Genomic DNA, 15,481 nt, shown 5'->3' on the forward strand with positions numbered 1-15,481 from the left:
AAGCCAGTAGCGAAGAAGCCAGTAGCGAAGAAGCCAGTAGCGAAGAAGCCAGTAGCGAAGTCGGCCACGGCCAAGCCTGCGGCGAAAACCGCTGCCAAGCCAGCCGCCAAGGCAGCTGCGAAACCGGCCGCCAAGCCGGCCCCCAAGACGACAACGGCTGCCAAAAAGACGGCCTAGTCAGCAACTCCTGCGAGACCTCCTCCAAGGTAAGACGGGGAGCGCCATTGGCGCTCCCCGTCTTGTTAACCACATCTAGTTGCAGGTCGGCCGGTAGCCGCCGACCGCGCCGGAGCGCCGCGCCACTAATACGAAACGACCGCTTCGAGTTCCTTGGCGTTCTCGATCCACCCGGTGACCATCGACTCCGTGGGAAGACGACGAACCAGACGTTTCTTCTCGTTGAGTTCGATCATCTTCGCAGTCAGACTGGTCGGATTGCGTCGCCGGAGTTCTTTGACCGTATCGACCCCGGCCACGTCAAGAAGGTCGGAGTATTCAGAACCAACCCCCTTGCAGCGCATCAGGTCGGCTCGATTCACCCACTCAAGAAGGACCTTCTCATCGAACTTCGTGATGCGGGCCAATTCCTTCCTGCCCCGCTTCGTGGCGCCACGCTTCAAAAGAGCTTCAGTCGTTCGAATACCGTTCTTTCGCAAGACGGTCGCTCGTTTGTGGCCAATGCCATCTATGGCGTCAATCGAGGGCATAACGGTCCTTTCCGAGCTGACACAATCGAGAATACTGGAGTGGCACGAGCGAAGGCCCTGTGGTTATGACTTTCCGAATAGCTTCTTGAAGAAGTTGACGATCGTCGCCCACAGGCTTGCGAACACCAACCCGGCCGGCTTGACGTCGGAGGCCGTCACTGCTTCGGCCTCCTCAATGGTTTCGGCTCCTAACTTGCCTTCAAGACACAGGACGAAGTCGGCCACCAGACGATTCGAGATTTCCTTGATCAGACCGGTCCGTCCGAACTGAGCAGCCGAACCCGATAGCGTCACATCAGCGTCCACGTAGACATGTGTCCCGTCGCCGTCAGCTTCCAGTCGGTAGTCCACTGCCACCTGACCACGACTTCCCCCACGACGGTCGGCGCCCTTGCCGCTGATGTGCCCGGACTTCGTCTCCGGGTTCGGGGTGACCGTGGCATCTCCTTCGAAAGTCGCCGTCATCGGTCCCAGTTTCGCTTCGACCTTCCCAACGTAGGTTCCGTCGCCACGATCTTCAATGAGTTCGGCACCAGGAAGACATTGGGCAACCGCCGCAATGTCTTGAAAAAACTGCCAGACAGCCTCAACCGACCTGGTAACGGTGAACTCTTGTTCAATCTTCAATGTGTGCTCCTAGGGGCTAGCTCTTCAACGTCGGCGGGAGTGTCAACGTCCCGGGGCGGAAGCTTTTCCACCCAAACCTCTTCTACCCATTCCGGGTGCGCCTTCAGCAGTTTTTGGGCTCCGAGGTCGCCTTCAAGACTCATCAGACGGGGCCACAATGACTTCTCAACCAGGACTGGATTACCAACTGTATATCGATATTTCGGGACAAGAGCCTTGGATGTCGACTCTTCGAATCGGTCGATGATGGCCTCGACAACTTCGAGTTCGATGAACGGCTGATCGCCGAGAGCGATGAAGACACCGTCGACATTCCCCGATCGTATGAGGGCATCGATACCAACCCGCAAGGAAGACGCCAGACCTTCCTCGTAGTCCTCGTTGATGACCACGTTCACATCTTCAAACTGGCAGGCATCAAGAATCTCGTCAGCGTGAGCCCCGAGAACCACCCAGACGCTGTCAACCGGCCAGGCCTTCACCCGATCGACGACCACGTTCAACATGGGTCGCCCACCCCAATCGAGTAGTTGCTTTGGTGTGCCGAGCCTTCGGGAACTCCCGGCGGCCAGAACGAGAGCGGCGATCTTGCGCATCGGGCCAGTGTAGGTGGCATGGTTCTGGGTACCGAAACGGCCCGACTTTCTGAGGGGACAACGATCGCTAAACGTCGCCTAAATCGTCGGTTCGTTGCATATGGATTCGACCGGTGCGCCCGGTGAGCGAGGCGCCGGTGCCAGATCCATACCGGACCTGAGTCATCTCTGCGAGGATCGAAATCGCAGTTTCCTCGGGGGTTTCAGCACCGATATCGATGCCAATGGGCCCATGAATCCGGGCCACGTCAGACTCCGAATAGCCGGCCGCCGCCAGACGCTCCCGACGGTTCGCAGCGGTTCGGCGACTCCCCATCGCCCCGATGTACTTGGCCTCCGACGCCATCAACATTGGCAGAACGGGATCCTCGAATCGAGCATCATGCGAAAGCAGCACGACGAACGTGCGGCGGTCGATCAGGAGCTGCTCAGATAACTCATCAGGCCAGCCCACCAGCAGCTCGTGGGCCTCGGGGAAGCGGTCTTTCGTGGTGAAAGCGGCCCTGGCGTCCGACACGGTCACCCGGTAGCCAAGCTGGGTGCCCAGCGAACACAACGCCTGGGCGATGTGAACGGCCCCGAAGATGAGCAATCTGGGTGGCGGACCAACCGTTTCCACAAACACGGACTCGTCGTCGTAGGTAAGGGCGAGGTTCTGCTCACGATCCATGAGCTGTTTGGCGTCATCGACCACAGCCTGAGAGAGCTCCAGGTCGCCGGCGATCACACCTGCTTCGAAGTCGTAAACCGCCCGTTGGCCAACCCGGTCTCCTTCGACGACCGTGAGTACGGCACCGAGACGTTCATTCGAGATCAGATGGCGAATAGCCTCATCAATTCCCATCACCATTTCTCGATAAACACCTGAATCGTCCCTCCGCAGGCCAATCCGACTTCAAAGGCGTCGTCATCGGCGATGCCATAGGTGACCAACTTCGGCTGCCCGGTCAGGAGTACGTCCTGAGCATGAAGAAACACGTCGTTCTCCACACATCCACCCGAAACCGAACCCTCCATATCGCCGGCCGAAGAGACCAGGAACTTGGATCCCTCGGGCCGCGGTGCCGAGCCTTGCACACGAACCACCGTGGCGACCGCGACGTCCTTGCCAGCCAACTTCCAGCCGTCAACCGTATCGAGCGCTTCCTTCATCATCCTATGGACTCTAGAAGATCGACCACCTCACTGAGGTGGCGAAGATTGGCCGAAGGAAGAAAATCGTCAACGTACGGCAAAACCGCCTGCATACCGCGCGTTTCTGGCGCGTACCCGGGTCGGCCCGCCAGCGGGTTGAGCCACACGACCCGGTGAACACTCCTCGCTAACCGGGCCATCTCCTGCCGTAAAAGAGCAGGGTCTCCACAGTCCCAGCCGTCAGACACAATGAGGAGAACCGGCCCTCCTCGACAGACCCGCCGGCTCCAGTCTCGATTGAAGGTTTGGAGCGCCTCGCCTATTTTCGTGCCGCCCGACCAATCGATGACGGCCTCCGACGCTTTCGTGAGGGCGGCCCGAACACTACGACGAGACAGCTCCCACGTAATCCGGGTGAGGTGAGTCGAAAAAGCAAACGTTTCAACACGATGGACTTTGGCCCGGGCCGCATGGGCGAACGTCAGCATCATCTCGGCGTACGCTTCCATCGAACCGCTCACATCGGCAATGACGATGAGCGGCCTCCGGCGAAACCGCCGATCCGACATGGCAAGTTGCATGAGGTCACCGCGCGGGCCAACCGATTGCCGCAGCGTACGACGCATATCTGGCCGTCGTCCACCACTGTCTGGAGTCCAGCGGCGGCTCTTGACCGCCGACGGCTGCCAGAGCATGTTGGCCACGAGCCGCCGGGCGCGCTCCAATTCGCCATCGTCGAGGTCACTGAAATCACGGTTGGCAAAACGCTGAATCGCCGAAGCTCCAACCTGGTCGGAGACCTCTTCTTCAGCTTGTTCCCCTTCGAGACTGGTCGGGCTACGAATGGTCCACGACTCCATGTGCAAGACCTGATCGTCCATGTCGTCGACCTCATCGACCGGTGACATGTCACCCCCGCCAAAAAACGCGTCGAAACACTCATCAAACAGCACGGCTTGCTGAGGGTTGACGACGGTCACCGCCTTGAGGGCCGACCGGACATCATCAGACCGGGCGAGGTCGATGATACGAAGAGCTGACACCATGTCGACCGTCGTGTCAGGAACAACGCTGAGTCCGCGCTCGCGCAGCAACCTTCCGAATTGCACCACCGCTGCCACTGCCATCCGCCAACTTTAGGCGGTTGGCCCCCATTCTGGTCAGGTGACGGCAAACCTCAGCAGACCACCTGCGCCGTAATCGTCCAGAACCGTGTCAGGACCGATTCCTTCAACCACTCCGCGATCCCGTAGCACTGCTTCGATGACCTCGTCGACGACGTCGGAGACCAGGCGCATCTCGGCACCGCACCCCTGGCATTCACCCCCGGCCATCGACATCCAAGTGCACTCGTCGCAAATCGCCCCGGGGACCCGAGGAGAATCGGTGACAACCACGAGGCTCTGCACCGCCTTGAGGTTGGTGGCGTCGACCAGATCAGGAATCCCGAGCGCCGCCTTTCGAGTGGCTCCCTCGGCATCCATGATGGACTTCACGATCTCCTCACGGCGCTCACGTTCGGCAGCAGCTTCCAAGCCGGCTGCCTTTTCGAGGACGCCGGTTGCAGTAATCGTGTGCGGATCGATAACGAATTCCCCGGCGACAAGGTTGCGAAGATACGGATGTAACGACTCCACAAACTCGTGTGTGTCCGTCTTGTGCCCGCCAACAATGATGTAATCGAACGGCTGCCTCTGATGAAGTGCCAGAAGCCCTTCGGCCGTCTCGCGGTAATGCCGATGAACGAGTTCGTCAGACCGGGCATGAGCCTTACGCTCGGAGTAGCCCTGCCAGCCGCCATAGTTTTTCTTGACCGTTTCATCGACAACAATGTCTTCGACCCGACGGATCTGGCCGGCCTCCATCAACCACAGCGACGCCGATCGACTCTCAACAACGGCAATCTTCGTGCGGGTGTTCCTGGGCAGGGTTCGAACCGGTCTTAGGTATGGCCGCCGACCGGTGGTGGCGAAATCGGACACAGAACGATGCAACCGCTCCATGTGGAACCAGCCTTCACCGTCGCAGCTGAATATACCAATGGCCGGCGCCGTCTCGCGCTCTAGCCGGAGGTCACAAATCTTCTCGATATCGGCTCGCAGCGACATCTCTTGAGCATGGTCAAGGTCAAGCTCCTTGATCGGCTTCAACACATCTGTCAGCTGGGCCCCGAGAGCGGGACCCTTGTTGAGGTAGACCGAGAGAACCGGATACCTGGTAGAAGCGGACTGCGCGAATGGGAACATACGACTCCTTTCAAGTTGGCCAACACGAGGGCATGAAGGAGTCTGGTGGGTCGCGTGCAGGTGTAGGTTGGACCTGCTTGTCGCGAGAACCCTGTGAACCTTGCAACGTAATCCGACACTAGCGAATCAGTGTGAGCTATGTACGGGCAAGAACCACTATTCCCTCGGCTCGGCGTCGCACAGTGGGCCTCGGCCAATAACGGTCGATTGGCAAGGCTACGTATCGACGATCGACGCCGGTAGTCGAGTCCATTCGAAGTGACCCCCGTCTGGATACACCCACCCTCCACCCCAGGCGAAACCCCACTTGTAAAAGATCTCGGCAAGTCGTGGATCCATCACAACTGCCCCGCCGTAGCGATTGGTCGACGGGTTGAAGTCGACCGCGATACCCCAGGAATGTCGCGAGATCGCACCGCCCTTGTCACCGCCGCGAATGAGTCGAGCGTTATAGCAACCGCCTGCCCGTTGGAAGTCCACGGGGTCGATAACGGATCCGAGTCCCGCATCAATCACCTCGTCGAGCGCATGCTCGAGGTAAGGCAGCATCGAGCGATGGCATTTGAACGTGCCCAGAATCGGAAGATTCACGGTAACGATGTTGGCCGCCACCCAGACGGGGTCGATCTTTATCTTGTCGCCAGGCCCGGTGAATCGATATGCAAACTCGCCAAACTGCCGTTTGGCGGCAATGTCGGACAAAACGTCGTCAGGCCCACGCCCTGCATCGGGATCGATACCGACGAACTCGCCGCCGAAGGTAACTTCCAGGTCGCGATAGAGAGCGGAGCGGTCGGCGAACCCCCACAGGGTCACAGACGAGAGCCGGGAAAAGCCGAACCGTTCGGCCGTCTCGATCGAGAAAATCAGCTCAGCTGACCTGACCCGACTATCTGGCACGATGGCCCCGATCGGCAGCTTCTGGGAACTGCCATCCCAACCCGTAAAGGTAACCACGTCGCCGACCGTTGCTCCGCGGAGCCTGGCCGACGACCGGCCCATGACGACCTCGCCCCGGTCCAAGGCCGCCGAGACCGTCGACCCGACCACCGATCGACTATCGGCGGGATCAACGGCGAGGGCGGCCATGGGGATGACATACCCGTCCGGAGCACTCTGGACAAGCTCGTCGCCGCGGGCGACGGACAGCAGTTGGATGGTGCCGCGATGCTCGACACTGACCGAAGCCTCATAACGATCGGCCACCTCTTCGATCCTGGCCAGGGTCCCCGGGGTCAGCCCTCCCGACTCCCACACGTAGATGACGTCCGCTTGCGGAACAGTCGCCTGAGCCGGCAAGCTCACAGAAAAGACGAGCAGCGCGACGAGCGCAGCGACCAACCTGATCATGACCCTCGAGTGAGTAGCCGATCAAACCCCGCTTGTTGCACACGCTCGATGTCGTCTTGATATTTCAGCACCACACCCACGGTGTCGTTAATGAGGGCCGAATCAAGATGTTCCTGACCGAGTACCTGGATGGCGGCTGCCCAATCGAGGGTTTCAGCAACCCCGGGTGGCTTGAACAGATCCATGGTCCGGAGCCTTTCCATCGCACCGGCTAGTTCGCCGGCCAGTTCTGCTGACACTCCGGGCACCTTACGGGCCACAATGGCCACCTCCCGATCGTAATCGGGATAATCGATCCAGTGATAGATGCACCGACGTTTGAGAGCGTCATGGATCTCTCTCGTCCGGTTTGAGGTCAGAATGACGATCGGTCGGCTCTCAGCTCGGATCGTTCCGAGTTCAGGAATAGTGACTTGAAAATCGCTCAACAACTCCAACAGGTATGCTTCGAACTCCTCATCGGCCCTGTCTAGTTCGTCGATGAGCAGGACCGGTCGTCGCCCGTTCCGGCCGGCTTCGACTGCTTGCAGTAGCGGCCGCGCTACCAGAAACTCACGGCCCATGATGTCACTCACCGAGGCGAGCGAACCCTCTCCTCTTGCTTCGAGCAGGCGGATCGCCAGCATCTGCTTGGCATAATCCCACTCATACAAGGCATGACCCACGTCAAGCCCTTCGTAGCATTGAAGCCGGATCAAGTCCTCCCCAAGGAACGAAGCAAGGACCTTGGCAACCTCCGTTTTGCCGACCCCCGCCTCGCCTTCAAGAAAGAGCGGCTTTCCGAGTTGAAGGGCCAGATGGATCGCCACCGCCAGACCGCGATCGGCCTCGTAATGCTGGCTAGCCAGCGCGTCTAGAACTTCTTCGACCGAGTTGGGAATCACGAAAGTCAGCGTAGTTGAAGCCGGCACCGGCCGAACATCAAAGCGGGGTCGGGGGGGCGAAGTCGATCGGGAGGCCGGACCCGTCCCAGGCGACAATCCCGCCTGCCAGGTTGTACACGTTGGTCATATGGGCTTGATTGATGAGCGCGCTCGCAGCAACACCCGATCGATTGCCCGTCCGGCATTGCAGAATCACTACCCGGTCTTCTGGAAGATCGTGATACCAATCGTTCATCTCGGACATCGGTTTGAATACGGCCCCGGGAATACGGTTCTCGCGCCATTCCGCCAGTTCCCGGATGTCAACGAGTAACGCCCCATCCGCCAGGTGAACCTGGGCTTCGATTGGCGTCACTTCCGGAACCGGTTTGAGATCATCCATACCGATATGCTGCCAGAAAACCGACGTTATCCAAATGTGATCAGCTGGCGGCTGCAACCGCCTGTTCAAGGGATCGCCGGGTATACACCTTGGCAAGGTGAGCCTTGTACGCCTCCGAACCGTACAAATCCTCAAGGACGGTAATACCCTCAAGGGCCCGGTCGGCGGCTGCGGCGATTCCATCGGGTCCCTGGCCGCGCAGGGCTTCCATGGCTCCGACGGCCAGAGTCGGCTTCGTGCCAACCCCGGTAATCCCGATGGCACAGTCGGTCACGACGCCGTCTGACATTGCCACCCAGGAAGCCACCCCAGCCACCGCGTAGTCGCTGTGTCCGCCGCGCCTCCCCAGCTTGTCGTAAGCCGATCCGCCACCTCGTTTGGGAATCCGTGCTTCGACCAGAATCTCATCGGGGCTGAGCGCCGACATCAACGAGTCAACGAAGAAGTCAGCGGCAGCGATTTCTCTGGTTCCGTTGGGGCCTTGAGCGACCATCGTCATCCCCAGCGCCAATGCGGCCGCAGGCGTATCGGCGGCGAGATCGGCGTGGGCGAGCGCCCCACACAGTGTCCCCCGGTTGCGAACCTGCGGATCACCCGTCCAGGAGGCAGCCTGTTGCAGCGCCTTGGCGTGCTCGCCAATCACCGCCGAGGTCGCCACTGCGACATGGCGGACGAGCGCTCCAATCGAGATGTAGTCACCTTTGTCCTCGATGGCGTCCAGTCCCGAGACTCGACCAATGTCGACCACCGTTTCAGGCGACAGCAGTCGCAGTTTCATCATGGGGATAAGGCTCATTCCGCCGGACATCACCTTGGCACCAGGATTGGCAGCCAGAACACCAACGGCTTCCTCGATGGAACCGGCGGCAACGTATTCAAACTGACGTGGATACATGTTCTAGGCCTCCTGGGCGTCTTGGATGGCTTGCCAGACCTTTTTGGGTCGCAAGGGCATGTCTATATGTTTGACGCCCAGGGGCGCCAGTGCATCGACAACCGCATTGACGATTGTCTGCGCAGAACCAATGGTCCCCGCTTCCCCGATGCCTTTGACGCCGAGGGGATTGACGTCCGTCGGAGTCACGGTCCGGTCGAGTTCGAACATCGGGAGATCGCTTGCCGTAGGTAGCGGATAATCAACCAGCGACACGGATAACAAGTTGCCGCTTTCGTCGTAGACGGCCTCCTCGAACAAGGCCTGCCCGATGCCCTGGGCGATACCACCGTGGAGTTGACCGTCGACGATCATCGGATTGATGACGTTGCCGCAATCATCCATGGCCAGGTACCGCAAGATGTCAACGTTGCCAGTTTCTACATCAACCTCCACCACGGCAATGTGCGAACCAAATGGCCACGTCGCGTTGCCGGGGCTGAAGACGGAGTGAGCTTCTAGTCCTGCTTCCACCCCTTCCGGGCCTTTGTGCGGCTTATACGCCACTTCGGCGATTTCGGCCCAGGTCACCTTGTGACCGGGAGTCCCCACGATGTGGGCGCCGCCATCGGCGAACCGGACATCTTCAGCAGACGCTTCAAGCATGTGAGCTACCAGATCGGCGGCCTTGGACCGCACTTTCTCGGCGGCCTCATAGGTCGCCGCTCCGTCCACCGCCGCCGACCTGCTGCCGAACGTGCCGATCCCATTGGGTGAATCGGTGGTGTCGCCGTGGGCAACTCGAATCATCTCCATGGCGATGCCCAATCGACCCGAGACGATCTGCGCCCAGGTGGTCTCGTGACCTTGCCCGCTCGGACCGGTCCCGATGAAAACCGTTGCGGATCCGTCAGGGTTGATTCGCACCAATCCAGAGCCACTAAACGACGAGGGGAGACCGTACCCGTCCCACCCGAATCCGAATTCAGCCAGGATGGAGGGTCCGAAACCACAAACCTCGACGTAGGTGGACAAGCCGACACCGACGTAGCGTCCCTCGGATCTGGCTTGGGCTTGCATGGCTTTGAGGCCGGCATAGTCAGAATCGATGAGCAACTTATCCAGGTTGGTGGCGTAGTCGCCAGAATCCATCGTGAGGCCGATCGGTACCGTCGCCGGAAACTCCTCCTTCTTGAAGAAGTTCTTCTTACGCACGTCTCCCGGATGCATGCCGATCTCGGCGGCAAACATGTCAATGGCTCGCTCAAGGTAATAGGCAGCCTCAGGTCGCCCCGCTCCTCGATAGGCATCGGTGGTCTGGGTATTGGTCGCTACACACTTCACGCTCCATGCCAGCGGAATGTTGTATTGGCCGCTCGCCACATAGAGGCCCAACACGGGAATCGCCACGGTGAAGTTCTGGCTATATGCGCCCATATCTGCCAGCGCATCCAACTCGTAGCCGAGAATCTCACCATCTCTGGTTCCGGTGATCGTCGCAGTGCCAATCCAGCCCCGGCCGTGGATCGTCGAATAGGCCGCTTCACGGCGAGTCTCGGTCCACCGGACCGGAGCCTCAAGTTGGTGGGAGGCGAAACACACAAGGATTTCGTCCGGATAGACATTCAACTTGCAGCCGAACCCTCCGCCCACTTCAGGGGCGATCACATGTACCGCGTTAACAGGCATCCCGAACGTCTTGGCGACCGCTCCGGCTACGGCATGGGGAATCTGACTCGATGTGTACAACGTAACCCGGTCGTATCCATGACTCCAATCGGCGAGCACTGCCCGCGGTTCGATGGCGGTCGGGATGAGACGCTGGTTGACCATCTCCTGGGAAACAATGACCACATCGTCGCGCTCCTTGGCAGCGGCAATGGCGGGACGATAATCTTCCAGTTCGAATACCCCCGGCCACCAATCGTGTGACAACCAGGTGTGCAGAACATTCGACTCAAGGTCGTCGTGGATCTTCACCTCGTCGGTGGCAGAAAACTTCAGATCTACCGACGCCGGGAGTTGATCATATTCGACCACAACGGCCTCGGCAGCGTCTTCTGCCTGATACCGGTCTTCGGCCACGACCATGGCCACGGCCTCACCGACGTGGTTGACAACCCCATCCGCCAGCAGTGGGCGGAGCTTGCCAATCGGGATCTGGGCGAGCAGCGGTCCAAGCGATCGAACATCGTCAATCGTGTAAACGGCCCGGACCCCTGGGATCGCCAGAGCCTCAGATGTGTCGATCGACGTAATGCGGGCTCTGGCGAACGGACTCCGCACAAAGGCGACAGTGAGCTCACCGTTGAGTTTCATGTCATCGACGTACACACCCCGACCCTGGATCAGCGACGGGTCTTCTTTCCTACGGACGATTCCCCCGACCTGACTCATCGTGGCCGTCATACGGAGACCTCCTCCCAATCCGCCGGCGGCGGCGTCTCGCCGCGCATCTTGGCGGCGGCGTACTCGATCGACTTCACAATGTTGTGGTAGCCGGTGCACCGGCACAAGTTGCCCTCAATCCCATGGCGGATCTCATCCTCTGTCGGACTTGGGTTACCGGCGATCAGGGCGGCCCCTGACATGATCATGCCCGGAGTGCAGTAGCCGCATTGCAGGCCGTGACGTTCCCAAAATCCCTCTTGGACCGGATGAAGTTCGTCGCCCTTGGCCATCCCCTCGATGGTCGTGATGCTGGCTCCTTCAGCTTGCACGGCCAGCATCGTGCACGATTTGGTGGCTTCTCCATCGACGTGGACGGTGCAAGCGCCGCAATACGACGTCTCGCAACCAATATGGGTGCCAGTCAGGGCCAGTTCTTCTCGAATAAAATGGACCAACAATGTGCGGGGCTCAACGTCGCCGTTAACCAGTCGTCCGTTGACAGTCATCGATACCTTCATACAGACACTCCTCCGTGGCGGTTGCGGGTGCATGGTTGAAACTACCGAAACTATCGGCTACCGCGACCCCTGCATCGCAGATTATCTTCAGAAGACAGACCTAGGCGGTTGGGTCGACGCGGTCGAAACGGGCCACGGTCTCGATGTGATAGGTCTGCGGGAACATATCCACCGGTGAAACCCATTTCAAGGCGTAGCCGTACTCGACCAGCGTTTTTGCGTCACGGGCGAACGATGCCGGGTCGCATGAGACGTAGGCAACCCGCCTCGGGCGAGCATCGATGAGGGCATCAACCCCGGCGGCACCAAGTCCGGTGCGCGGTGGATCACAAACCGCGATCGTCCAGTCGTCGTATTCCCCGGCCGATTCTTCAAAAGGAACACCAACAATGTCGGCGGCCGGCCCATCGGCGGCTTCGAGGTTATGTTCCAAATCCCGCAGACCGAGTGGCGAGGTCTCCACCGCGATCAGCTGCGACACCGACTTGCCAAGAGCTACCGAAAAGAGCCCTCCACCGGCGTAGGCATCGAGCAAGACGTCGTCTTTTTCTGGTTCAAGAGCCTCCGTGACAAGGCGGATAAGCGCCTCGGCACCCCACGTGTTGTTCTGAAAGAACCCATTGGCAGTGATCCGATACCGGTGACCGGCCACTTCCTCATAGAGGTGCATCTGACCCTGCTCCACCGAGGGTGTGCCACGGCGAACCCGGGCGATCGGCACCCCCCAATTCTTGGCCGACTCCGGCAATCTCCCCGTCACAATGGCCAAGACCTGTTCGGTATTGACACCGGCCCTGATAGTCAGCGAATTGAGGCCGTCGACATTGCCAAGTCGCTGGTACAACTCGGCCAACGCCGGGACCAGCAATAGGCATTCATCAATCGGAACCTCGACGCGGGTGCTTCCCCGATACAGCGCAGGCTTTCCGCCGGCAATCTGGAAATCCATCCGGTTTCGATACCCGAATGGCGGTCCGGGAGTCTCCACCGGTCGCACATCGACGTCGGTCAGGCCAGCCAGATGTTGCAGCTGCGATTCTACGACACCTTGTTTCCACGCCACCTGGGTGGCCGGCGGGGCGTACTGCCACTGGCATCCGCCGCATACCCCGAAATGGGCGCACGGAGGGGCGATACGATCAGACGACGGCTCGATGATCTCAACCAACTCGGCTCGCGCCCAAGCACCCTTGTCCTTGGTGATCCGGACCCTGGCTTGCTCGCCTGGCATGACCCCCGCAACAAAAATGGCTTTGCCGTCAACCTTGGCTACCGCCTCGCCGCCATGGGCAAGGTCGTGCGGAGTGACCGAAAGGACCTCAGGGATCTGATCTGACATGAGACCAGGCTACCGCTCACCAACGGTGACTGGTTCGTGACCGGCGAACCGGGCTACCTGGCGGTGACGACCATCCCGACCAGCGGTCAGCGGGCGTACGCGGCGATCCACCGGTCAATATGGTCCTCCACGCTGTCACGGTCCAGTAACGCCGAGCGGATAAACGCGCGAAAAAAGAGCGGGGCAACCAGATCTTCGGTCATCTGCTCGGGGTCCACGTCGGCCTTCAATTCACCCCGATCGACGGCGTGTTCGAGAATCGAACGAATAAGCCCAAATCGCTCCAGGACGAAGCGGGTAAATACCGAAGCCATCTGGGGGTCTCGTTTGGCTTCGGCGATCAACGACATCATGATCGGACCCGTCTCGGGAGACCCCAATCTGTCAGCCAACCCGCCAAGCAACACCGATAGATCGTGGCGGAGATCTCCTGTCTCGGGCGGCGGTTCCAGAGCGATCGTGCAGCGAATGGCCTCAACCAGGAGGTCCGGGCGATTCGGCCAATGACGATAGATCGTCGACCGGGCCACGCCCGAGCGTTCGGCAATTGCTTCGATCGACGTACGACCAAACCCGACCTCGCCGATGAGAGCAGCGGTGGCGTCCAGCACCACCCCCCGGGTTCGTGAAATACGGGGATCAATCTCTGCGTTCATAGGGCCACAGTCTATCCGATACAAGTGTGTTGCGCTAGACAACACACTTGTAGTACTATGCAACACAAGTGTTTCACAAGTCGATTGGAATGGATTCATGCGAATGCCCCAGGAAAAGAAGTATCAGCGGCGGTGGTGGACACTCGCGGTACTCAGCCTCAGTCTCGTCATCATCGGGCTCGACAACACGATCCTCAATGTCGCGATCCCAACCCTTCAGCAAGACTTGTCCGCAACGGCTTCGCAACTGCAGTGGATGGTCGCCTCATACGTACTGGTGTTTGCCGGCCTGCTTCTGACCATGGGAGCTGTGGGTGACCGGTTCGGACGCGCCAAGGCGCTCGTGATCGGCTTGGTGATCTTCGGCGGGGGAAGTGCAGTTGCAGCCTTCACGGACTCTGCAACCCAACTCATCGCTGCCAGAGCCGTCATGGGGATCGGTGGAGCCCTGATCATGCCGGCGACGCTGTCAATCATCACTGATGTCTTTCCGCGCGAGGAGCGGGGTCGCGCCATCGGCATCTGGGCAGCGGTCGCCGGGCTCGGAATCGGTATCGGGCCAGTAGTGGGTGGCGCCCTGCTCGAGAATTTCTGGTGGGGTTCGGTGTTCCTGATCAACGTGCCGATTGTCATCGGAGCCCTCGTTCTTGGGTATTTCCTGGTTCCCGCCAGTCGCGACCCGAATTCGACTCCCCTCGACATCTGGGGCGCCGCTACCTCGATGGTCGCCGTCTCAGCGCTTGTATACGGGATCATCGAGGGGCCTGATTACGGATGGACCTCGACCCGGGTCATGACCGCCTCCGGTTTGAGCCTCGCGTTCGGACTGCTCTTCCTTTTCATCGAACGACGGACCGACCATCCGATGCTCAACCTTGACTACTTCAAGAACCGACGATTCTCGGGAGGAGCGACGGCGATCAGCATTGCCTTCTTCTCGCTATTCGGAGTGATCTTCCTGCTAACCCAATATCTCCAATTCGTCCAGGGTTACTCAGCATTGGAGGCCGGGCTTCGAACCGCTCCTATCGCCATCGGAATGGTCATCGGGGCAGCCACATCTCCTCGACTTGTCGAGAGATTCGGAACGACCCGGGTCGTCACGTTCGGCCTCCTCGTGCTGAGCGGCGTACTGGCTGTCTTCACCACGTTTGGGGTAGACACCGAGTACTGGGTAATCGGGACCGCCATCATCGCCCTGTCGTACGGGATGGGCAATATCATGGCGCCCTCCACTGACGCCGTCATGGGGGCCGTGCCAGTCTCGAAAGCCGGGGTGGCCTCAGCGACCAACGACGTCACCCGTCAGGTGGCCGGAGCCATTGGGGTCGCGGTGGTCGGATCAGTGTTCAACTCGGCCTATGCGACAAACATGGCGACCGCGGTCGCCCAGTTGCCGCCCGACGTGGCGGCGGGAGCATCGAACTCAATTGGTGCGGCACGACAAATCGCCGCCAACCTCCCGGGAGATGCCGGAAGCGCCCTGTTCGGAGCTGCCCAGCAAGCCTTCGTAGACGCCATGGGAGCGGCCATCTTCGTCGCAGTCGGCGTCGCTCTCCTCGGTGCAGTTCTGGTGGCGTTATTCATGCCGGCCGAACACGAAGCAGAGATCTTTGAGCCCGAGGTCGGCTCCAGCCTCAAAGGAAATCCGCTTCCAGTAGCCGGCGAGGCCTAATCGGATTGACAACATCGGGATCTCCCGGACGGTTGCGGCTAGGTGCTGGCGTCCGGGAGTTCGTCCGAAAGGATCTCGACCAGGCTCGACTGGAGCCAGGAT

General features: G+C 60.0%; 17 protein-coding genes. 1 reads left to right on the forward strand and 16 read right to left on the reverse strand.

What is annotated here, in order from left to right; genetic code table 11:
* From JJE47_16115 to JJE47_16190, 16 genes are all read right to left on the reverse strand, one after another.
* A partial coding sequence (locus JJE47_16115; protein ID MBK5268945.1) for a hypothetical protein occupies positions 1-164 on the reverse strand: 164 nt, incomplete at its 3' end.
* 138 nt (positions 165-302) lie between these two features.
* Positions 303-707: a DUF4332 domain-containing protein gene (locus tag JJE47_16120; protein MBK5268946.1), complete on the reverse strand. Its 405-nt coding sequence runs from the start codon at positions 705-707 to the stop codon at positions 303-305.
* 63 nt (positions 708-770) lie between these two features.
* Positions 771-1,334 (reverse strand): SRPBCC family protein, encoded by a 564-nt coding sequence (locus JJE47_16125; protein MBK5268947.1) that lies wholly within the window; start codon positions 1,332-1,334, stop codon positions 771-773.
* Positions 1,331-1,930, reverse strand: a complete 600-nt coding sequence (locus tag JJE47_16130; protein ID MBK5268948.1) for a nucleotidyltransferase family protein — start codon at positions 1,928-1,930, stop codon at positions 1,331-1,333. Before JJE47_16130 ends, JJE47_16125 begins: the two co-directional genes overlap by 4 nt.
* A gap of 67 nt (positions 1,931-1,997) precedes the next feature.
* The gene (locus JJE47_16135; GenBank protein MBK5268949.1) at positions 1,998-2,774 is read right to left on the reverse strand and encodes an XdhC family protein; all 777 of its coding nucleotides are present in this window, start codon (positions 2,772-2,774) and stop codon (positions 1,998-2,000) included.
* Entirely contained in the window at positions 2,774-3,085 is a 312-nt protein-coding gene (locus tag JJE47_16140; protein MBK5268950.1) for an XdhC family protein, read from the reverse strand. Before JJE47_16140 ends, JJE47_16135 begins: the two co-directional genes overlap by 1 nt.
* A complete protein-coding gene (locus JJE47_16145) occupies positions 3,082-4,191 on the reverse strand; it encodes a VWA domain-containing protein (protein ID MBK5268951.1) in 1,110 nt (369 codons plus the stop codon). The genes JJE47_16140 and JJE47_16145 overlap by 4 nt, the downstream gene beginning before the upstream one ends.
* Positions 4,192-4,224: 33 nt before the next feature.
* Entirely contained in the window at positions 4,225-5,310 is a 1,086-nt protein-coding gene (locus tag JJE47_16150; protein MBK5268952.1) for a hypothetical protein, read from the reverse strand.
* 216 nt (positions 5,311-5,526) lie between these two features.
* A complete protein-coding gene (locus JJE47_16155; GenBank protein MBK5268953.1) occupies positions 5,527-6,660 on the reverse strand; it encodes a M15 family metallopeptidase in 1,134 nt (377 codons plus the stop codon).
* Positions 6,657-7,544 carry a MoxR family ATPase gene (locus tag JJE47_16160; GenBank protein MBK5268954.1) on the reverse strand — a complete coding sequence of 296 codons (888 nt, stop codon included), beginning with the start codon at positions 7,542-7,544 and terminating at the stop codon, positions 6,657-6,659. Before JJE47_16160 ends, JJE47_16155 begins: the two co-directional genes overlap by 4 nt.
* A 37-nt stretch (positions 7,545-7,581) precedes the next feature.
* The gene (locus JJE47_16165; GenBank protein MBK5268955.1) at positions 7,582-7,926 is read right to left on the reverse strand and encodes a rhodanese-like domain-containing protein; all 345 of its coding nucleotides are present in this window, start codon (positions 7,924-7,926) and stop codon (positions 7,582-7,584) included.
* 40 nt (positions 7,927-7,966) lie between these two features.
* Positions 7,967-8,821, reverse strand: a complete 855-nt coding sequence (locus JJE47_16170; protein MBK5268956.1) for an FAD binding domain-containing protein — start codon at positions 8,819-8,821, stop codon at positions 7,967-7,969.
* Positions 8,822-8,824: 3 nt separating this feature from the next.
* Positions 8,825-11,197, reverse strand: a complete 2,373-nt coding sequence (locus tag JJE47_16175) for a molybdopterin-dependent oxidoreductase (GenBank protein MBK5268957.1) — start codon at positions 11,195-11,197, stop codon at positions 8,825-8,827.
* 8 nt (positions 11,198-11,205) lie between these two features.
* Positions 11,206-11,709, reverse strand: coding sequence for a (2Fe-2S)-binding protein (locus tag JJE47_16180; GenBank protein MBK5268958.1), 504 nt, complete (start codon positions 11,707-11,709; stop codon positions 11,206-11,208).
* A gap of 100 nt (positions 11,710-11,809) precedes the next feature.
* The gene (locus tag JJE47_16185) at positions 11,810-13,048 is read right to left on the reverse strand and encodes a class I SAM-dependent RNA methyltransferase (protein ID MBK5268959.1); all 1,239 of its coding nucleotides are present in this window, start codon (positions 13,046-13,048) and stop codon (positions 11,810-11,812) included.
* A gap of 86 nt (positions 13,049-13,134) precedes the next feature.
* Positions 13,135-13,704, reverse strand: a complete 570-nt coding sequence (locus JJE47_16190; protein MBK5268960.1) for a TetR/AcrR family transcriptional regulator — start codon at positions 13,702-13,704, stop codon at positions 13,135-13,137.
* Between the two features lie 97 nt (positions 13,705-13,801).
* Here JJE47_16190 and JJE47_16195 point away from each other — a divergent pair, with 97 nt between their 5' ends.
* The gene (locus JJE47_16195; GenBank protein ID MBK5268961.1) at positions 13,802-15,379 is read left to right on the forward strand and encodes a DHA2 family efflux MFS transporter permease subunit; all 1,578 of its coding nucleotides are present in this window, start codon (positions 13,802-13,804) and stop codon (positions 15,377-15,379) included.
* Positions 15,380-15,481: the final 102 nt, after the last annotated feature.

The sequence above is a fragment of the Acidimicrobiia bacterium genome (assembly GCA_016650365.1).
In the GTDB taxonomy this organism is placed as follows: Bacteria; Actinomycetota; Acidimicrobiia; order Spongiisociales; family JAENVV01; genus JAENVV01.